Origin of the sequence: Fulvivirga marina, assembly GCF_016775155.1 — a bacterium.
In the GTDB taxonomy this organism is placed as follows: Bacteria; Bacteroidota; Bacteroidia; order Cytophagales; family Cyclobacteriaceae; genus Fulvivirga; species Fulvivirga marina.
Map to the genome: position 1 here is coordinate 375,862 of NZ_JAEUGD010000042.1, position 21,330 is coordinate 397,191.

A 21,330-nucleotide genomic window follows, 5' to 3' on the forward strand; every position below is an offset into this window, starting at 1 on the left:
AATTCAATGTTCTATAATAGAATTACTTCTTCCTGTATTTTCTGTTAAATTTCTCAACTCTACCGGCAGTATCCACAAATAGTTTTTTACCAGTATAGAATGGATGAGAAGCAGAACTAACTTCAACTTTTATCAAAGGGTATTCGTTACCGTCTTCCCATTTGATAGTTTCTCCAGTAGTCATTGTAGACTTCGTCATGAATTTGTATTCACTTGAAGTGTCGTAGAAAACTACGTCTCTGTATTCCGGATGTATGTCTTTTTTCATTTTATATAAATACCTTTTCTGTTCAATCTTCCCAAAGAGGGCACAAAATTACCTATTTAAAGTTTAAGTGCAAAACTTTTCAAAACTTTATTCTGTAAAGATAAACACTATTTTTCCTTATTTTGCAGGATATTCAAATTTCTTAAGTGATCTGGAGGAATATTGCTGCTATATGAAATGTGCAAGTTGCCAGTATAATCTGGTGAAGCTTGCTTTGGTCTTTCCGAATTACACTTGAAAGTTAATACATATTATATGAAACGTCTCCTTTTAGTTTTTTTATTTATGGGTCCAGGGATGCTGCTAGCGCAAAGCACTAATGCACCTCTGAACAGTGATTATTATCATTTAATAGATAGGTATGAAATTCAAAGGGGTAAGATATACCCTGATTTTTTTAGTGCCTGGAAGCCTTATCAGAGAAAGTATATTGCTGAGTTTGTCGATAGCCTTAAGCATAGCGATGTGCAATGGTCGGCAACTGACAGGTTTAATATTGAATACTTGAGTAATGATAACTGGGAATGGGCGGATAGTTCCGGCAATACAAGTCGCAAGCCTTTTCTAAAACGCTTTTATAGGCTGAAGTCTGATCTTTATCACGTAAATACAAAGGATTTTGACTTACACATTAACCCTGTACTATACTTTGGGGGAGGTAGAGAAACGGAGAGTGAGGAGAAAACTTTTATTAACACCCGGGGAGTGGAAGTAAGAGGAATGATAGATCGGAAGTTAGGATTTTATTCATTTATAGGAGAAAATCAAGCCATATTCCCACAATATACGAGAACTTATATTTTTTCAGGCAATAATGTGGTGCCACATGAAGGGTTCTGGAAAAAATTTAAAGATAATGGTGTCGATTATTTCACTGCCAGAGGTTATATCAGTTTTGCAGCTACCAGGCATATAAATTTACAATTTGGTCACGACAGGTTTAAAGTTGGGAATGGATACAGGTCAATGATACTCTCTGATTATGCTCCTGCGTATCTTTTCCTGAAAATGCAAACTCAAGTATGGAAAATAAACTATACCAACTTGTTTACGGAAATGACAGCTGACGTCCTTACATCAGGCAAATCTCTGGTAGGTAATGGCAGATACCCTAAAAAATATATGGCACTGCATCACCTGGGTATAAACATTGGTAAAAAACTAAATGTGGGTGTATTTGAATCCGTGATTTATAGTAATGCAGATTCATTGAGCGATGGACATATAGAACTGAAGTATCTTAATCCTATCATTTTTTACCGGGCAGTTGAACAACAGAATGGAAGTTCGGATAATGTGCTTTTGGGTATGGACTTTAAATGGTTGGCTGCAAAAAAAGTTTCATTCTACGGGCAGTTGGTTCTGGATGAATTCCTGCTTGAAAATCTTAAGGAAGGAGATGGCTGGTGGGCGAATAAGTATTCGGTTCAATTGGGTGGTGAATATATTGATGCTTTTGGTCTTAATAATCTTGATTTGCAGTTGGAAGGTAACCTTTCAAGGCCTTACACCTATTCCCATGGAGATATTTACAATAATTACTCTCATTACAGACAGCCTTTGGCGCATCCTCTAGGGGCGAACTTTACAGAGGTTGTAGCACTGGCAAGGTACCAGCCTCTGGGAAGGTTAACACTGACAGGGAAGTTGATCTTTGCTAATTATGGATCTGATACTACTGGTGTTAATTATGGAGGCAATATATTAAAAAGCAATACTACCCGGGAAATGGATCGTGGTAATGAAATTGGTCAGGGAATAGGTAATGATCTTTTCTTTGCTGACTTTACAGCTTCCTATCAATGGAAACATAACTTTTTTATTGACTTAAAGCACCTTTTTAGAAAGGTGGATAGTGACTTACCTGCACTGAATCAAAAGACTAACTACACCTCAGTTGCACTGAGGTGGAATATTCCCCAACGTTTAAACGAGTTTTAGGAGTAAAGACCTAAATTGCAAAATCTTTTGATGAAGGAAGGATCGATGGGTCTTCGGAATGAAAAATAATTGATGAAAACATTTTTTAGAGTATTTAGATACGGACGCAATCTGGCGGCATTCCTGCCGCAATATGCAACCTATATTTTATTGGCGGTTGTTTTTAGTGCAATCAATTTCACTTTGCTCATACCATTGTTGAGCGTTTTATTCGGAACTGAAGGAGCTAAGGAAGTTTCTGATCCGGGAAAGCTTGAGCTGAGTACTGATTATGTGGTTGATTACTTTTACTACACCTTCGGTAGTATTATTGAACAACACGGTAAACAGGAGGCACTCTTGTTTGTGTGTATTATAGTTATCGTTTCAGTATTTATTACCAATATTTTTAGATATCTGGCTACTATTATTGTAACTAAAATCAGACTTGATGTCGTGAAGTATCTTAGGATGGACATCTATAATAGGGTGGCATCTATGCATTTGGGGTATTTTACCAATGAGAGAAAAGGTGATTTGATGTCACGGATTACGAATGATGTTCAGGAAGTTGAGGCTTCTATTCTAAGTAGCCCAAAAGCCCTGTTTAGAGAGCCGGTTACTATTATTATTTATTTTATTTTCTTGTTTACCATTTCGGCCAAGTTAACCATTTTTACCATACTTGTGTTACCTGTTACGGGTGGAGCATTGGCAGAAATCGTAAGACGGCTTAAAAAAAGAGCAGTTCAAAGCCAGGAGTCTCTTGGGCGTATAGTTAATATTCTTGACGAAACATTGGGGGGTATGCGTATTGTGAAGGCTTTCAATGCCAGAAAATATGTAACAGATAAAATTGACAAGGAAACAGATTATTATCGGAGCGTGAATCTGTCGTATTCTTACAAAAGGGAGCTGGGGTCTCCGGTTTCTGAATTTCTAGGCGTAGGCATTGTTTGTATAATTATTTATTATGGCGGATCACTGGTGCTTTCAGCTGATGGAAGCCTTGACGGCCCTCAGTTTATAGCCTATCTGGCTATTTTCTCTCAGATCATATCTCCTGGTAAGGCATTTGCGGCAGGTATATCAGGGTTGCATAAAGGTATTGCATCGGCAGAGCGAATCTTTAAAGTAGTTGACTCTACCCCGGCGATTGTCAATAAACCGGATGCTGTTGAGATCAAAGAGTTTACAAAGAATATCATTTTTGATCATGTTAGTTTTGCTTATGACAAGGAAAAGGTGTTAAAGGATATCTCTTTTACTGTGGAGAAGGGCAAAACTATAGCACTGGTGGGACCTTCGGGTGGTGGTAAGTCTACCCTTGCGGATCTTATTCCAAGATTTTATGATCCTACTGAAGGAGCTGTTAAGATTGATGGTACTGATGTAAAAGATTATGATGTAGAGTCTGTTCGTAAATTAATGGGTATAGTAGCGCAGGAATCCATACTTTTTAATGATACTATTTTCAATAACATTGCTTTTGGTATTGAAAATGCAGACCGTGAGAAGGTTATTAATGCTGCTAAAATTGCTAATGCGCACAGTTTCATCGTGGAGATGGAAAACGGGTATGACACCAATATAGGTGACAGGGGTATGAAACTTTCCGGTGGTCAAAGGCAGCGGATAAGCATTGCCAGAGCTGTAATGAAGAACCCTCCTGTACTGATTCTTGATGAAGCAACTTCTGCTCTGGATTCTGAGTCGGAGAAGCTGGTGCAGGAAGCGCTGTCGAACCTGATGAAGAACAGGACATCGATAGTTATTGCACACCGGTTGAGTACAATACAACACGCGGACGAAATACTTGTTATACAAGGAGGAGAAGTGGTTGAGAGAGGTACGCATAATGAATTAGTGAACCGCGACGGGTTGTACAAAAAATTAAATGTGATGCAGAATACTTAATAAATTTTCTTTACTTTTAATTGTAATGAGTTTATCGTTCATGCTATATTGCCAGTTGTCTAAACGAAGAGTTTTATGAGAAAACCAAGGTCAATTTTTTATATAATTTATTTCCTATTTCATATCGGCCTTTTATTGGTGTCTATTTATGTGAATTACAAATCGGAAGACTTTGAGTTTCTTTTAAAGCTTCGTGAGAGAATGGACCTTATGATCTATGTTACCATATCCGGTCTTATTCTATTTTTTATAGATATCGTTTTGATTTCGATGGAAGCAAGAACTCAAAAAAAGGCCAAAGAGAAATTGGAACATGAAGTTAATTCGCTAAAAGCCAAAATGTTTGACTTGCAGGAGGCTACCAGGTCAGCTTCTTCTCATACCGAAATGGAGCAGAAAGAACAGAAAGAAGACCAGGAATAAGACAGTATGGATAATAACCAATTAATAAAACAGGAGCTGCTTCAGGCTTCTGACGTGCTTGATAAATTTTTAACAGACCCCAATAGTTTTAAGCAAATCAACGCAGCGGTTGACCTTCTGGTTGCTGCCTTTAGAAATGGAGGTAAAGTTATATCGTGCGGCAATGGAGGTTCGCACTGTGACGCCATGCACTTTGCTGAGGAGCTTACAGGAAGGTTCAGAGATGAACGTGCCCCACTTCCTGCCGTAGCGATATCAGATCCGAGTTACATGTCATGCGTTGGTAACGATTATGGCTATGAAAGGGTTTTTTCCCGGTTTACGGAAGCATTTGCCGGGGAGAATGATGTGCTATTGGGAATAAGTACTAGTGGAAAATCTAAAAATGTAATAGAAGCTGCAAAGGCAGCTAGAAAAAAGGGTGCTAAAGTAGTAACCCTTACTGGAAATGGAGGAGGAGAGCTTGCTGAGCTATCCGATGTAGAAATCCGAGTGCCCTATTTTGGTTATGCAGACCGTATCCAGGAAATTCATATCAAAGTCATACACATAATAATTTTATTGATCGAAAAATCTTTATCATAGAATGCTGGCAAAAACGTTTGGGGCCGCCGTTTATGGCGTAGATGCCAAAGTCATTACCATAGAAGTAAATGTAGGGCAGGGTACAAAATTTCATATGAGCGGGCTGCCAGACAGTGCCGTAAAGGAAAGTGAACATCGTGTTGAATCAGCCATAAAAAATCATGGTTTCAAAATGCCACGTATTAAGGTGGTTGTTAATCTAGCCCCCGCTGATATACGCAAAGAAGGAAGTGCCTATGATCTTCCGATTGCACTATGTATTTTGAAGGCCTCGGGTCAGATCGTTGCCGAAAAGCTTGATCAGTATATGATTATGGGAGAGCTGTCGCTTGATGGTACGCTCAGGCCTATCAAAGGGGTGTTACCTATTGCCATTGAAGCAAGAAAGAATAAATTCAAGGGTTTCGTACTACCTAAAGAAAATGCCAAAGAGGCCGCTATAGTCAATGATATTGATGTAATTGGAGTCAGCAATATTAATGAAGCTGTAGAGTTCTTTGAGGGAGATAGAGAAATTGAGCCATTGGAGGTGGATACCCGTGATGTGTTTATGGCTGAACTTAACAACTATGATGTTGACTTTAAGGATGTTCAAGGGCAGGAAAATATAAAGAGGGCCTTGGAAATAGCGGCTGCCGGTGGGCATAATGTGATCATGATAGGTCCCCCGGGAGCGGGAAAAACCATGCTAGCTAAGCGACTTTCTTCAATCTTGCCGCCGTTATCCCTCCATGAGGCCTTGGAAACGACAAAGATACATTCAGTGGCAGGCAAAATGGGATCAGATTCATCTTTGATATCGACACGCCCCTACCGTTCTCCTCACCATACTATCAGCGATGTAGCGTTAGTTGGAGGGGGAGGTAACCCTCAACCAGGTGAGATATCATTGTCTCATAATGGTGTATTATTTTTAGATGAACTGCCCGAGTTTAAAAGAACAGTGCTCGAGGTAATGCGTCAACCAATGGAAGAAAGGAGGGTGACTATTTCCAGGGCCAGAATTTCGTTGGATTACCCAGCTAACTTTATGCTCATAGCCAGTATGAATCCATGCCCTTGTGGGTATTATAATCATCCGGAAAAGGAGTGTGTCTGTGCTCCGGGGGTAGTACAGCGGTATCTAAGCAAAGTAAGCGGTCCGCTACTGGATAGGATTGACCTTCATGTAGAGGTTACTCCAGTGTCATTTGATGAAATGACAGCAAACAGGAAAACAGAAAGTAGTGAAGAAATACGGGATAGGGTGATCAGAGCCAGAGAAAAGCAGGCTGAGCGATTTGAAAATAATGAGTCTATTCATTCCAATGCAATGATGCCCTCTCATAGGGTGAAAGAGGTGTGTGAGATCAATGAGGCAGGCAAAACATTGCTGAAAACAGCTATGGAAAAGTTAGGACTTTCTGCCCGGGCCTACGACAGAATATTGAAAGTATCAAGAACCATAGCCGACCTGGCAGGTTCAGATCAAATTAAAATTGAACATTTGGCGGAGGCGATTCAATACAGAAGCCTGGACCGGGAAGGCTGGGCAGGTTGATTGACTATAAAAAGAAGCTGCCTTAGAAGGGACAGCCTCTTTTTCAGTTTTCTTTAAATTACTTTCCTGTTGTTGAGTGTTTTACCTATTAATCGAGCTACTCCAGATAACTTGAAGTGCCCCTCCTCTAGAAAGCCACCCTTAACCCTCCCAATAGTAAAGCTCCATTTTCATCAGCTCCCATAAATTCACGGCTTTGATCATTAAGTGCATTTCTGGCATTGATATATAGGTTGATATTTTTTGTAATGTCATACGAGATTTTTGCATTAAGAATGAATTTGCTGTCAATTTCCCCAGAAGTGGTTGCAGGGTTCATCAGACTGTAAAAACTGTACTGATGCTGGCGGCTCATGTAATAAGGGTTAAGGTTAACATTAAGCTGCTTAAACTTATAATTGACATAAATACCTCCAAATAAAGATGGTGTTTGATCATTGGATACCGTAGCTGTATTGTTAATGTTATTGACAGGGTCTACTGCTTCGGTATTGAAACCTGCAGGCATATCCTCAACCTCAGTTTTCTGCCAGGTTATAAATGGTTTGACTTGAAGTTTGTTATTGGGTACATAATTAGCTGATAGGGTAATTCCATTTTGAATGGCTTCGGCATCTATATTTTGAAAATAAAAATATTGAGAAGCCTCTGCGATGTAAGGTTCTGGAGCTTTACCTTGAAGCATGAAATAGATGTCTTTTCCTGTTTGCCTGAAAAGTTCAACATCAAACTCCAGGTTTCTCATGATTTTTGAACGGAAGCCAAGTTCCATCATACGTATTTGAAACAGTTTCATATCTTTATTTCCAGAGTAACTGATCAAAGCTTTTGCTTCCGGTACATTGGGAATTGATACTTCTCCATATATGTTGGCATAATTAGGACCTATAAATGAGCCACTATTGGATTTTGAATAAACAGCTCTTACCACATTATTTTCATTCATGTGGTACGTTCCGGATAATTGATAGGCTACGTAAATATCATCGGGTGATGAGAACTTATCAAGCCGGGTTCCCCCAATGAGCCTTAAAGATTCAGTCAGGTTATAGTCAACACTCATTGAAAGAGCGGAATTTGTCATTGTTTGCTTTGCATTAAGAACACCAACTACCCCTGATTGTGGTAGTACGTAATCTTTGTCACTGTAAGTGGCTGACTGATAAAATGCACCTGGCCTGATGGATAAGTCATCATTGAGAATCCAATTGTACTCAACTGATGCGTCCAAAGTCTCATATTTATATTTAAGCAATGGAAATGACATACCTTTACTAAAGTGGTCTTTACCATTAACATAGGATACCCTTCCCTTAAGGTTGCCTTTGGTAGTGCTAAGGTTTAAATACTTGGTTTCATACTCAGAAGAGGAAAGTGGAGCCCAGTCGTTAGTGATGTATACTTTTTGAACTTGAGACTTTTGCATGCCCGATTGAAACCGGATGTTCATATCATCTACAGGGTTGTAGTTTAGAAACAGGTTCACCCCATGTTTGTCTATAGATCTTTTGTAATCAGATAGAAATGCTTCAGGTACCGGCTGCTGTAGTCCGTCAAATGATATTAACTCGCTAACGGGTTTGTAGCTGTCCGAAGTATACTCAAAGTATAAATCATCATACCTGTCACGTATTTCATAATTTCCTGATACATATGCACTGATTTTATCATTGAATTTATATCCGGCACCAATCCCCCCAATTTGAGTGCGGTGTGTACCAGCCCTAACATCTGCATTTACCGTAAGGCCATCCTTTTCTATTTTTTTTGTAATAATGTTGATTACACCCGCTACAGCATTGGGACCATAAAGAGGTGCGGAAGGCCCCCTGATGACCTCGATCCTGTCAATATCGATTAAGTTTATGGGTATAGTTTCCCAATAAACCCCGCCTTGGTTATTGTTAAAAACAGGCCTGTCATCAATCATGATAAGGGTTATGTGGTTTGCTGCATCAGCCCCTCTGCTGTACCTTGTAAGATTATCAAAACCCCTCAAGTGGACATCGTATGTGCCATTGGCTTGCTCTCTTACTATAAGGCCGGGAATTAGTCTCAGGGCCTCAGGGATACTAGTCGCTCCTGAGTTAATTATTTCATCAGATGTAAGTGTTGAACTTGATAATGGTGCGTCAAAAAGTGATTCTGTTTTTTTTGAAACAGAGTATATTTCGATTTGCATGAGCTCTTCCATAGTAGTTTCATATGGGTCCAACTCCTGAGCCATGACTTTTGTACATAAAGAAAATAGCAGCAATAATAAAAATGATCTCATATTTTAATGGTTTAAAAGTGTATCCATCAGTCTGTTAATCAGGATGTGTCAATCTGCAATTCTAAGCCTGTTGGTTTTTCTTTTCTTTCATCACCCGGGTGACAAAAAGGGGGGTAATTAGGTGGACAAAACGGTGTACATCAATTAGTTAAATATGATTGATTTTTATGTTTTCTCACTTTTCCGTAGTGGCTGACCCTGGTAAATCTGCATTTTCACTTTCCGTGATTCGGGAAATACCGAATCACAGTTATGGTGCTGTTTCGTATTAGCTATTGAGGTATTGTAAAGGTGAATGTACTTCCTTCATCTGGAGTCCCTTTTATATGGAGATTTCCACCGTGTAGTTCAGCAAACTCTTTACAGAGCATAAGACCTAGTCCGGAGCCTTTTTCTCCGGCAGTGCCATGCTTTGTGAAGAATTCCTTGCTTAATATTTTGTCAATTTCTTTTTTAGTAAGTCCAACTCCGGTATCTGTTACCGAAATATGGATGAAACCTTGTTTCATTTGAGACTTGATGGATACCACGCCATTTTTTAGGGTGAATTTGATGGCATTGCCCACAAGGTTTCGTAATAACAACCTCATCATGTCCTTGTCCGCAAATACTTGTAAGTCATCATCTACCGTGCTGATGAGCTGTAGCTCTTTTGTTTCAGCCTGACCCTTTAGCAATCTCAGGGTTTCGTCTATAATCTCAACCAGTTTGAACTTTGTTCTTTTCACATCAATACCTTTCATCTGACATTTTGCCCAATGTAAAAGGTTGTCAGTCAAATTTGATAAGTTTTTGGAGGCTTCTTTGAGATTGGGAATGCAGGATTTAAACTCTTCGTTAGTAATATATCCGGAGTCAAATAGGTTCAGTAGTTCAGGGATTTGTTTTACAGAGCCTCGGAGATCGTGGGATATGACAGAAAAGATTTTATCCTTGGTAAAGTTTAATTTCCTAAGTTCTTCAGCTTGCTTGGCTATCTCTTGATTTTTTTTGTTGATATCCTCGTTTATAGAAGTAATTTCTTCATTCATAATAAGCAGCTCCCTGGTTTTTTCAATCACTTCCTCCTGTAATAGAATCTTTTGACGTTCTACTCTTTTTGTTTTCATTCGGATAATCCAATATACCGATAGTATGCTCAGTATCACATAATTTAGGTAAGCCCATGGTGTTCTATACCAGGGAGGTCTAATGTAGAATTTAAAATACACGGGTTTCCCTACATTATTGTAGACATTTTTGGCTCTGACCATAAAGACATAGTCACCTTCGGGTAGATTGGTATACACTGCCTTTCCCGAGTTGCTCCAGCTTGACCAATTCTCCTCAAACCCATCCAGTTTGTACTGGTAATAGAGCTTTTCTGCACTTTCGAAAAAGGTACTGGTAAATTGGAAATGCAGGCTGTTCTTATCATATGATAGTTTGTGTCTGGCTGATTCTTGCCAATTTGAATGGATCAGTGAATCTTTTGCCCATACTTGTTTAATGTAAGTGCGAATAGTGTCATTGTAAAATGTTTCCCGCCGGGGATTATATGCCATCAGGCGTTTTCTGTTGCCGATCCATACCTCATCCGGGCCGAGGGAAAGCAGTGGGGCATCCACATCTATACTGGTCTTGCGTATGGATTCTGCTATTTTTCTGAATGGTACTGTTATTAAATTATAATGCCCGCCGGTTTGTTTTTTCAGTAAGCCAGCTGTTGCCTCCCCGGGAGTGAGCATGCCCCAAAAATATATATCTCCTTTAGGGGTTTCTGTTATAGAATAGACTAAGGTGTTTTTTCCAAGGGCTTCATTTATACTTGGTTCAGGCTCAAAGCGGTCGGTTTGTTTGTTATAGTGATATACGCCGTTGGTAGTAGTAACTACTAACCTGTTGTTGTTTAATTGGTATATTCTGTTGTTAACATTAGAGGGAAGTCCATTTTTTACATTATAGAATTTCAATGAGATCACTGAATCCATCCGATCATTTAATCGTAATTTCCAGATGCCTTCCATGTCGTGACTAACCCATATATTACCTTCCAAATCGGCCTGCATAAAGCGGGCGTATTCCTCAAAGCCTTTTATTTGGGTTTTCTCCCATTTGTTGGGTCCCTTTTTAAGTAGCCATAGACCTGTATTGTATGTCCCGATTATTAGGGTGCTGCTGTCTTGGGGTGTTCCACATAATGACATGATGTAATCATGTCCTATAATTTTCGTTGCTTTTTCCCCTTCTACTTCATAAATACCGTATGAGTGTGCTGCATATAATTGTTTGCCATTATGATGAAAGTCCCAGATATCTCCTGAATGAGCCGTGGAGGATAGCATAAAACGGGATTTTCCCTTCCTAAAATATAAGCCCTTTTCGGTGCCTACATAGTCATATCCGCCATTTTTTGCAAAAGAAAGTATATACCCCTGCAGACCATCATGTTTATTATAATAATGGAGTGGAGAGCTGGTACTTATTAAGAGTATATCTGATGGATATACCACCCAGAGATTGTGGTTAGAATCTATAAAGGAATCTTCGTAATAATAACTCTCTAAAAAACCCGAGCCTACTCGGGTATTTATTTCGCCTTGTTCATTAATGAATATGATTTCATCGGATGTGAAAAGGGCTATTTGATTGTGTTTGATGTAGCGTATCCTTGAAATTTTACTTTCTTTAAGTTCATTGAGGTAATTGCCTGGAAGCAGAGTCCATTGATTTTTTTCTGGAGCTTCAGGGGTGAATATCCAGATGCGACTTTTGTCATCGACCGCAAGCCCCTTGTTTTGGTGATAACCTGACATAGAATGAATATAAATATCATTATTGAGGCTGATTTTAACCAGTCCCATGTCAGTATACCTGTATAGTTCATTGTCCAGATTTATAATGTATAAATTCTCATCAAGTATAAAAGACGATCTGAAAGGGGCTGTTTTTATATCATGTACTTTAAACTTCTGGTCATTATAAATATAAACATGCTCTTCATCAAAAAAGAACACAGACTCATTAAAGACTGTTGTTTCATGCACATTACCAGGAGGGGCATATTTTTTGGTTAGAGCGGGTACTAATGAAAAATAGGAATATTGACCTGAAGAGTTTTTTGTTAAATATCCAATTGCACCGTTTGAACCTGTATATATTTTTTCCGAGTTGTCAATAGCAATTGAAAGTGTAAACAAATTGTCAGGAAGAGCTATAAGATCCCAGCTGGTGCCATCGTAAGTAAGCAGGCCTTCTGTATTGGTTACATAAATAATCCCTTGTTTATCCTGCGCTATCCTGAAGTTTTGGCCACCTTTATATACTTCCTGCGGAAAGCTGCGAACAAACAATTGCTGGCCGGAGGCCTGAAAACATATAAATAGAAAGAGTATTATGCCCGAAGCTATTAGCCTTAGGTCTCTTTTTTGAATTAGATAATGGGAATTGATTATATCAGCCATACTAAATGCTGTGAAAGGGATAGTTTAGGTTCAATGCTTGTAACAAGCGGTTTTACAAATGCAATTAAAAAAGGTTAAGACCTGTTTTAACAAGTAAATTATTAACTGATAATTGTTGCTTTCCAGCATCTGAAAAGCAAGGTTTAGATATTGTGATTAATTTGGTCAACTATCAAATATAAGGATTGCTTAATTGTTGATACAGAGGGAAATAGGATTGTCTACCTAATTGTCAACCTTGCAATACACGCAAAGCTGGCCAGGAAGGTTTTGTTATTGATCTATGTTGTGACGCATATAATTGATATGCATTTTATATATTGTTCTTGATTTACTAATCCCGTTAATGGCTCATCAGTATATGGAAAAGTCGAAAACCAAAAGGTATGTTTTGCTTGTAGTAGTCTATTTGTTGGTAATAGGCTCAGCATTGTCGCAGGAAATTAAATTTGACATGAAACAATTTACCAGTGATAGGGGGGAAGTGATGAATTACCGCTTACTTACTCCCGATTATGATACACTGCGCAAATATCCGTTGATTGTCTTTTTGCATGGTGCTGGGGAAAGGGGGAATGATAACCGGTCACAGCTCAAATGGGGTGTGATGAATTTTGCTACAGACGAAATGATGTCATTGCACCCGGCTTTTGTTGTTGCTCCTCAGTGTCCTGAAAACTTGTGGTGGTTTAATTTTGATTTTGTTGAATCATCAAACAATCTGAAGTTACGACCGGAACCTTCTAAGCCGATGGAGTTGGTTATAGGTCTTGTTGAGCAGTTAAAAAGTACTTTGCCTATTGATATTGATCGCATTTATATTACAGGTGTTTCCATGGGAGGAATGGGGACTTTTGATGCTATTCAAAGATACCCTGATCTTTTTGCTGCGGCTGTTCCTGTTTGTGGAGGGGGAGATATTTCAAGAGCTAATGAAATTGCACATATACCAATTTGGGTATTTCACGGGGCTGAGGATCCTACAGTAAGTCCGCAACTTTCGTCCAAAATGGTTGAGGCGCTGACACTGGCAGGCGGACATCCCGGCTTTACGCTTTACCCGGAAGTGGGACATTTTTCATGGCTTATGGCTTATAGCGATCACTTGATGATTGAATGGATGTTCCGGCAGCATAAATAATTCTCGACCTTTATCCTGAGTTTGATTTAAAACTACTTCTCAATAGTTATGAAAGACTATGCTTTTTTGAATATTTTATTATTCAGGTCGAATATTTGAAACCTGGCCTTATCTATTATAGGTATTAGAGCGTCAAAAAAACCGATGATCAGCAAACCCCCGGGGTTAAGGTTATTATGCAGTTTTTCAAGTACCATTTTCTTGGCTTCTATATCAAAGTAGATCATGACATTCCTGCAAAAAATGATATCAAATTTTTGCTGGATAGTGTCGGTGATCAGGTTGTTTTTTTCGAAAATAACATGTTTAACAAGCTCTTGTTGCATAGTCCGATACAGACCATCATTTGAATAATACTGAGAAAGCCCTGATCCATTGTTATGATATTGTAAGTAATTGTAGTTATAGTCCTTAAACTTCATCTGGTGGTATTTACCTTTTTTTGCTTGCTGTATAGCATTAGTATTTATATCCGTTGCTAATGCATCTACTTTTCCCTCCAGGCCGAGTTCTCTGAGTATAATACTTAGCGTATAAACCTCCTCGCCGGATGAGCACCCTGCGTGCCAAACATTGATATTGCCTTTTTCATGGATGAGAGCAGGCAACAATGTGGCTAATTTTTGCCAAAAAAAAGGATCCCTGAACATCTCTGTCAGGCCTACAGATAATTCATTGATAAATGGATTTACAAAATCTCTTTCGTTGAGTATCTTCAACCATAAATCGTGGACTGAATTAAGCTTGAAAATTGATAGGGCCCGGCTGACTCTTCTTTTTAATGACTTAGGTTCATAACAGGTAAAATCGATACCATGCCTGGTCATAATGGCAGAGGTTAGCGAATTCAACTCTTCATCCGTAATTTCTATTCTATGCATTATGTTAATTCGGTATCACTTTCAAATACTCCTAATATTTTAGTTATTTCGTTGTCAGCATTTTTTATTTTATTAAATGTGACCCTTCGCTTTATTTCCTTATCTGATTTTGTAACAAAAACTAAATTCCATTGAGTTGAGAGGTTTTCATGATCATCAATAATGGTCTCTAAAATATTATTTGTGTTTTTTATCAACAGGTGGATGGACTTGTTTCTAACTTCTGTTCTTGAATATTCAAGTGTTTCCAAAAGCTCCTTATTGGCGCTTTTAACTTTATAGTCTGGAGAAAGTTCTAGAAATGGTGTGGAGGACTTAAATGCATTTATGGTCTGGATCATGTCCTCCATTCGCACTTTTTCCTGAGTGATAAGTTGGGCAAACATCATAATTTTGATTATGGTACCCTCATTATTCGTAATTGGGTTAAGTGTTCCGCTTAACCAAATGGACTTCCCATTTTTGTCCTTTTGCCTGAATTGACCATTGAAATAGTTGCCACTTTTTAAGCTTTGCCACATCAATTGGTTCTGAGGTTTCTTGGTTTCATCTTCAGGCAATAGGTCTGTATAATTTTTCCCTAAGATATCCGAGGGCTTATAGTTTGTAATGTTTAAGAAGACCTCATTAACAGAAGTTATTTTGCCATTTGTAGTAAACTCCAGTGAAATAAGGGTCTTGTTGAGAGTTTCAAGGTGAGATTTAATTTCTAATTCCTGCTTTTTTCTCAGGGAAATGTCCTGGCATAATATTAATACTCTCTTGAAATTTTGGTCTTTATCGAATACTGGAGAATAGTGGATGTTGAGCCAAACCTGCTCATGGAATTTTGATAAAACCTGAATTTCTTTTTCCACACATTTACCTTGTTTTAAAAGATCGCAGATCTCTTCTTTTTCTGTGTTGTCTATTAATTGGTTGTTGCAAGGTGCTAAATCCTCATTATCAAACCCAAGCCTGTCGATTAACCATTCGTTGATTCTGATAATATTCCCTGTTGTGTCAAATTCGGCCAGACCTGAATGACTTTCGATCGCTTTAAAAAGGCTGTTTAACTCGGCTTGGTGTTTTTCCATTTGCTGGTGAGTCGTCTCAAGTTGGACCATGTTTTGCTTGAGTTCTTCTTCCTGAGTTTTAAGTTCCTCTGCCATCAGGTGCGATTTATTAAGCAAAATTTGAGCATTTTCACTTGCCTTAACCGTAACAATAGTTGAGGCTATGCTTTCGGCAACCTTTTGGATAAAGTCGATCTTGTACTGTTCAAATACCTTAAAGGACGCCAATTCAATGGCGCCACAAAAATTGTCTTCTATCACGAGAGGAACGACCAATAAATTGGTAGGAGTTGCTTCACCCAGACCTGAGGTGATAGTGGTGTACCTGTCAGGTATTTCCGTACGATGGATGAGGTTTTTTTCTAACATTGCCTGACCTAACAACCCATCACCTTCTTCAATGGTTTTGTTTAGAAATTTGGTTCTGTTATAGGCAAAGCAGGCTGTGAGTTCTAAAGTTCGTTTTCCGTCGTTTTCAGCTGCTATGAAAAAACCACCCTGGTTGGCTCCTACATATTTAATGAGGTGTGTTAGAATTTTAACACTGGCCTCTTCCACACTTTGCTTATCTACCCTGAGTATATCGCTGAATTGAGCAATGCCTTCATTGACCCAGGAGCGTCTTCGCTCTTCCTCAGCATATTGCTTTTGTCTTTCTAATATCCCTGTGAGTAATATCCCTGTTTTGTTATTAGGGTCTATGTAATTAAACTTGAATTCACCTTTATCCAAAGACTGGATGAAGTCAATAACCTCCAGGTATTTAAAGTGTATCAACTGTAAATGTTTTACAGTCTCAACTTTTTGTAACTTTTCTGCTATTTCGGGAATAGTCCCATTGGCAATTGAACGGGATACATTATCCAGCTTTTTGAAAATGTCTGCAGTTAATTTTAAGGTGGTAAAAAAACTTACTGCAACTAATGTTATGCTGGCTAATGCAATTTTTGTAGTGCCGATAAATATGGAAATTATTGATAAAATGATGCCGATGATTAATAAGGCACATGTAACTAAAACCCCTCTATCCGTAAAATATGAATTCTTCACTTGTATTAATTTATGTGCTTGGCAACTCCTAAAAACTCTTCACTCATCCTGAAGATGAATGTAGGTTTTACTTCTTCAAATCCTTCAAAATCAAAATACCCTTTAATGAGAATAGGGTATTTACCATCGTGAATATAGTTGTTGAGGTCATCTCCTCTATTTGTTAAAAGATCAGGAACACCTCCATAAATACTGATATTGAGTGAATTGGATATTTCTGTTATAGTTGAAGCAGATATAATATTATCTAACTCCAGAAGAAATTCTGGTTCATCAATTGAGACGGAAGTACTAGCAGGAATTGGGCTTTTGGAGTTTATAAATTTTCGTTCACTTTCACTGAGTATCAATAGACTTTCACCATTGGTTTCGCCAAATATTTTTGTGCGTAGTATGGTGAATTTCTGCTTAAAAGGCATTTCATACGGTGAATGATTTGCTTTATTGAAAAGTTCAATGGCCAATATCCCCTTTTTTATTTCCAGGCCGGCCAATTGGGAAAATGAACGGGCAGCATGTTGATATCCCTTCTCAAATATTTTTTTGATAATCATTTTTTCATTGCTTACCATCTTTTCTATTATTTATTGCAGTTAGCTAATTCTTTTTGTTTGTATAATTTCTGATGAATATCAGATTAAATAGGGTTGCTACATTCAGAACTGGACAAACATGACCGTTGCCGAGGATGGTGACTCCATTAATCATTTTTGAATTGTCAAAAGGTTTTGAGAGTGGTTTTTCTACTATTTCCTTCTGCTGTAGCAGTTTATCTACCGCTATCCCCATAACCCTGCTGTTGTATGATACGATAACTATGTTTAAAGCTTTTTCAGCTGAGGTTCTGTCGTATGTTTTGTGGAGGATTTTTGATTCATTTACTAAATTGGCATAAGACAGCTCGAATATATCTTTCAGGAAAACCAGTGGGATAGTTTTTCCTAAATGGGAGGTTACCAGACCATTGCTCACTTTGTAAATGTCCTTTTTGTGGATAGATAATACCGCTTCCGTGTAGGAGAGAGGAATGGCATAGGTTATATTTTTTAATTCAAATAGTAGCGTACCCTTTACTGCCATTGAAGCTGGTATCCTTAGAGAAAATGTTGTTCCCACCCCTTTGTGAGTGTTAATTGAAATGGTACCTCCAATGGAATCAAGGGCTTTTTTTACTACATCCATACCAACACCTCGGCCTGATATTTCACTAATATTATCAGCTGTACTGAAGCCAGGTTCAAAAATCATTAAAACAATATCATCATCGCTGAAGTTTTTTGCTTCTGCTTCAGTGAGAATACCTTTTTGTATGGCCTTTTCTCTGATTTTCTGGGCGTCAACTCCACGTCCATCGTCACTTACGTCAATAATTACAGCGTCACTTTCGCTTATTGCTTTTAGTGTAAGGTGTCCTTCGGCGGGCTTTCCAGCATTTTTACGGTCTACAATGGATTCTATTCCGTGACCTATCGCATTTCGTATCAGGTGTATTAGTGAATCACTAATAATTTGAAGGATATTTCTGTCGATTTCAGTTTCAGTACCTTTCAGGGTAAGGGATACACTTTTATTTTCCTGATTGGCAGTGTCTCTGACTATTCGGTGGAACTTGTTAAACAGAAAGCTTACTTGAACCAGGCGGACATCCATGACAGAATACTGTAGGTCTGACGAAATTCTATTTAGTCTTGAGTATTCATTGCCCCCCATGTTTTCAGCATTCAGTCCGATAATCCTGTCCCTTTCTATTACAAGCTCTCCTACCAGGTTCAGCAGGTTATCGAGCTTTCGTACTGGTACCTGTACATGGTCAGAAAAAATGATCTTGGCATTTTCCTCAGGTTCCGGTTCGCTCATGCTCTCCTTTTGAACCGTGTTTGCAGCATGGTCACTGGGGGCTATCCTGTTCTGGTTAGACACAGTTGTAATCGAGTGATCTTTAGTTGAGGGATCAGTATTTGAGTTAGCTTCTTCATTATCTTCAGGGGCTGATTGTTCTCCTTCCTTTAATGACTTTAAAATGACTTCAAGCTTGGTTTTTATTCCTCTGTATTGGACTTTAGCTCCAGTCTTAACGGAATGGATCAAATCTCCCAGAACATCTATTGACTTAAACAGACTACTAAAGATCTGCTCATCCAGTGCTAATTTTTTTTCTCTGATTGCGCTAAAAATATCTTCAACCACATGAGCAAAATCGGCTATGGTCTTAAAACCCATTCCAGATGCATTTCCCTTTAATGTATGTGTAATTCTGAATATGGCATCAACAGGTTTGTTATCGTCAGGCTTTTTTTCAAGCTCAGTGATCAGACGATTGAGTTCCTCGTGACTTTCCACCGCCTCTGCAAGAAATATTTCCCTATATTCGTTTTCTTTTGACATATTTAGTCTGTTTTGAGGATCTGTTCATGATCCTTTGTATTCAATACTTTAAAAGCAACTCATTAAAAAGCCTGGAATATCGTTTAGTTTAACTACATAATCTGCGGCTCCCAGTTCAACGGAGGCTTTAGGCATGCCATATACCACACTGGACAAGGCATCCTGAGTTATAGTCAATCCACCTTGATGTTTTATTTTTAGCAGACCCTGGCTGCCATCTTTACCCATGCCTGTAAGTATTACTCCTATAGCTTTAGAGCCATAAACCTCAGCCACTGATTCGAATAAACAATTGATAGATGGACGGTCATATTCTTTATATATTTTGTCTGAGTATTTAAAAACAGACAGGTCATTTTGATTGGCAACTTCCATATTTCCATCACCAGGCAAAATGTAAATAACACCTGATCTAAGGCGTTCACCCTTTTTTGCAAGTTGAACCTCGAAAGGTAACAGGCTGTCTAATCTTTCTGCGAAAGATACCAGAAAACGTTCTGGCATGTGTTGCGCAATGATCACCGGGATGGGAAGGTTGATAGGTAATTGACCAAGGATTGTACTGACCGCACTTGGTCCTCCTGTAGAGGCACCAATGACCAGAATGCTATACATTGCAGCATTGCTAAAAGAATGAACTTGGTGGTTTACCCTGCTAACGTTTTTTTTTAATAAGGCCAGGTTCGTTTCGTTGGCGGCCTTGATTGTTTGTATTAATTTATTAAGGTCCTTTTTAAACTGTATTGAATCTCTGCTTGTTGGTTTGTCAATAAAGTCAAAAGCACCTGTATTCAAGGCTTCAAAAACCTCCCGGTTGTTCTTCCCTAATGAGCTTAATAAAATAATAGGCACTGGAGTCTCTTTCATGATGTTTTTTACTGCATATAACCCATCATAATGAGGCATGAGCATATCAGTAACAACTACATCGGGGCGTAGTGCTTTAACTTTTCTAACCCCGTCCTTTCCATTATTAGCGGTGCCTATTACTTCAATAGTAGGATCGGATCTCAAAACGTCGGATATCATTATGCGCATTAGGCCTGAATCTTCTATTAGCAGGGTTTTAATCCTTTTCACCTGTCATTCCTTTATATTCTGGGATATCGTACTTAATAAAGTTTCAGATGTGAAGGGCTTTACAATGTATGCCAGTGCTCCGAGGTCCAAACCCTGGCTTATTACGGAATCCTGACCAACGGCACTGATCATGATTATTTTTGACGACAACCCTTCTTCCTTGAATACTTTTAAAATATCGGTACCGATCATGTCCGGAAGGATGTTGTCCAGTGTAATAATATCAGGCTCCAGCTCAAAAGCCAGATCAATGGCCTCTTCTCCATTGGCGGCTTCTCCTGCTATTTGATACCCTGCTCCTTGTAAAGCATCCTTGATTAGTGTTCTCATATAGAGAGAATCGTCTACTATTAGCACACTCTTATTCATTTTTAAAGCTTAATTAGATTGTGATATATTTTCTTCCTGAGTTCACCCATAATGTCCCGGATTGAATATCCATTCTGGCGGTTCTGTGTTTACTTCCTCCTACTTCCATAGCCTGGATCATTATTTTGTTACTACTCAATTTCTTTCGTATATAATCAATATTTTTTCTTCCTATTTGGAAACTTTTCATTTTCATAACATCCGCACCGCCAACCAGACGGGCACGAATGGTTAGCGCGTTGCAGCCCACGTTCAGCATTTCTTGTATTAAATTATCTATAAGGTTATTCTGGGAATCAGGGCGATCCGGAAGCATGATATGAGCCCCTGCACCGATGCATTTGAATTTATCATATAAAAAAACTCCGATACAAGACCCTAATCCAAAGCAGATGATCTGTCCTGATTCTGAAACCACCTTTGATTCTCCCATAGATAAAACATATCGTGTTGTATCAGTTTTAGCTGGTCTCATTTTGAGCTAATTCAATTTTTTCAGCTTCATCTTCAGTCAATACTCTGAATATATCAATCAGAATAACCAGTTGCCCCTCTAACTTGACAATGCCTTTGATGTATCCAGTATCAACATTTTTATCATGTACAAGATCTACTTCTTCCTCAATAGCAGAAGCGTCAATTGTTAAGGTGTTTGGTACTTCAGTTACCAGAGCTCCCATTTTGAAGGTATCGCTTTCAATCACCAGTGTATAATTGCTCCTTTGGTTAACCTCATCCGTCGTAATGCCTGGCCTGATCCCAAACTTTTCTTCCAGATCCATAATGCCAATAATGTTACCCCTGATGTTGGCTACGCCCTTTACATATGGAGGGGTTTGTGGCATTTTAGTAATATTTGGAGTCAAGACGACCTCTTTTATCTGAGAGATATGGATACCGTAATCCTCTTCACCTAACTTAAATACAATCAGTTGCAGAGATTCCCCGGTATGCTCCATCTCTTGTTTTAATTTGCTTTCCTTCTTATCCTGCATGCG

Annotated in this window: 17 protein-coding genes; 6 read left to right on the top strand and 11 right to left on the bottom strand. The window is 38.6% G+C overall.

Annotated features, from left to right (window positions below; genetic code table 11):
• Window positions 1–22: 22 nt before the first annotated feature.
• Window positions 23–268 (bottom strand): type B 50S ribosomal protein L31, encoded by a 246-nt coding sequence (locus tag JMN32_RS12295; protein ID WP_202856623.1) that lies wholly within the window; start codon window positions 266–268, stop codon window positions 23–25.
• A gap of 255 nt (window positions 269–523) precedes the next feature.
• Between JMN32_RS12295 and JMN32_RS12300 the strand changes: the two genes are divergently transcribed.
• From JMN32_RS12300 to JMN32_RS12320, 5 genes are all read left to right on the top strand, one after another.
• Window positions 524–2,209 (top strand): hypothetical protein, encoded by a 1,686-nt coding sequence (locus JMN32_RS12300; protein WP_202856624.1) that lies wholly within the window; start codon window positions 524–526, stop codon window positions 2,207–2,209.
• A gap of 72 nt (window positions 2,210–2,281) precedes the next feature.
• Window positions 2,282–4,105 (top strand): ABC transporter ATP-binding protein, encoded by a 1,824-nt coding sequence (locus JMN32_RS12305; protein ID WP_202856625.1) that lies wholly within the window; start codon window positions 2,282–2,284, stop codon window positions 4,103–4,105.
• Between the two features lie 75 nt (window positions 4,106–4,180).
• Window positions 4,181–4,528, top strand: a complete 348-nt coding sequence (locus JMN32_RS12310) for a hypothetical protein (RefSeq protein ID WP_202856626.1) — start codon at window positions 4,181–4,183, stop codon at window positions 4,526–4,528.
• A 6-nt stretch (window positions 4,529–4,534) separates the two neighbouring features.
• Window positions 4,535–5,113, top strand: a complete 579-nt coding sequence (gene lpcA, locus JMN32_RS12315) for a D-sedoheptulose 7-phosphate isomerase (RefSeq protein ID WP_202856627.1) — start codon at window positions 4,535–4,537, stop codon at window positions 5,111–5,113.
• Between the two features lies 1 nt (window position 5,114).
• Window positions 5,115–6,653, top strand: coding sequence for a YifB family Mg chelatase-like AAA ATPase (locus tag JMN32_RS12320; RefSeq protein WP_202856628.1), 1,539 nt, complete (start codon window positions 5,115–5,117; stop codon window positions 6,651–6,653).
• A 127-nt stretch (window positions 6,654–6,780) separates the two neighbouring features.
• Here JMN32_RS12320 and JMN32_RS12325 read toward each other — a convergent pair whose 3' ends face one another.
• Together JMN32_RS12325 and JMN32_RS12330 are read right to left on the bottom strand one after the other, a co-directional pair.
• Window positions 6,781–8,928, bottom strand: a complete 2,148-nt coding sequence (locus JMN32_RS12325; RefSeq protein WP_202856629.1) for a TonB-dependent receptor plug domain-containing protein — start codon at window positions 8,926–8,928, stop codon at window positions 6,781–6,783.
• Between the two features lie 272 nt (window positions 8,929–9,200).
• A complete protein-coding gene (locus tag JMN32_RS12330; RefSeq protein WP_202856630.1) occupies window positions 9,201–12,371 on the bottom strand; it encodes a sensor histidine kinase in 3,171 nt (1,056 codons plus the stop codon).
• A 361-nt stretch (window positions 12,372–12,732) separates the two neighbouring features.
• On the opposite strand from JMN32_RS12330, the gene JMN32_RS12335 reads away from it, so the two are divergent.
• Window positions 12,733–13,512 (top strand): carboxylesterase family protein, encoded by a 780-nt coding sequence (locus JMN32_RS12335; RefSeq protein ID WP_202856631.1) that lies wholly within the window; start codon window positions 12,733–12,735, stop codon window positions 13,510–13,512.
• Between the two features lie 56 nt (window positions 13,513–13,568).
• Here the strand turns inward: JMN32_RS12335 and JMN32_RS12340 are convergent, their stop codons facing one another.
• From JMN32_RS12340 to JMN32_RS12375, 8 genes are read right to left on the bottom strand one after another with little or no spacing between them, the layout of a single operon-like run.
• Window positions 13,569–14,393 (bottom strand): CheR family methyltransferase, encoded by an 825-nt coding sequence (locus tag JMN32_RS12340; protein WP_202856632.1) that lies wholly within the window; start codon window positions 14,391–14,393, stop codon window positions 13,569–13,571.
• A complete protein-coding gene (locus tag JMN32_RS12345; RefSeq protein ID WP_202856633.1) occupies window positions 14,393–16,498 on the bottom strand; it encodes a PAS domain-containing protein in 2,106 nt (701 codons plus the stop codon). Before JMN32_RS12345 ends, JMN32_RS12340 begins: the two co-directional genes overlap by 1 nt.
• A 5-nt stretch (window positions 16,499–16,503) precedes the next feature.
• Window positions 16,504–17,052, bottom strand: a complete 549-nt coding sequence (locus tag JMN32_RS12350; RefSeq protein ID WP_202856634.1) for a hypothetical protein — start codon at window positions 17,050–17,052, stop codon at window positions 16,504–16,506.
• Between the two features lie 43 nt (window positions 17,053–17,095).
• Complete coding sequence (locus tag JMN32_RS12355) at window positions 17,096–18,883, bottom strand: chemotaxis protein CheA (protein ID WP_202856635.1); 1,788 nt, start codon at window positions 18,881–18,883, stop codon at window positions 17,096–17,098.
• Between the two features lie 48 nt (window positions 18,884–18,931).
• Complete coding sequence (gene cheB, locus JMN32_RS12360; protein ID WP_202856636.1) at window positions 18,932–19,963, bottom strand: chemotaxis-specific protein-glutamate methyltransferase CheB; 1,032 nt, start codon at window positions 19,961–19,963, stop codon at window positions 18,932–18,934.
• Window positions 19,964–19,966: 3 nt separating this feature from the next.
• Complete coding sequence (locus JMN32_RS12365) at window positions 19,967–20,332, bottom strand: response regulator (protein ID WP_202856637.1); 366 nt, start codon at window positions 20,330–20,332, stop codon at window positions 19,967–19,969.
• Between the two features lie 13 nt (window positions 20,333–20,345).
• The gene (locus JMN32_RS12370) at window positions 20,346–20,807 is read right to left on the bottom strand and encodes a chemotaxis protein CheD (RefSeq protein WP_202856638.1); all 462 of its coding nucleotides are present in this window, start codon (window positions 20,805–20,807) and stop codon (window positions 20,346–20,348) included.
• Complete coding sequence (locus JMN32_RS12375) at window positions 20,794–21,327, bottom strand: chemotaxis protein CheW (RefSeq protein WP_202856639.1); 534 nt, start codon at window positions 21,325–21,327, stop codon at window positions 20,794–20,796. The genes JMN32_RS12370 and JMN32_RS12375 overlap by 14 nt, the downstream gene beginning before the upstream one ends.
• Window positions 21,328–21,330 lie beyond the last annotated feature (3 nt).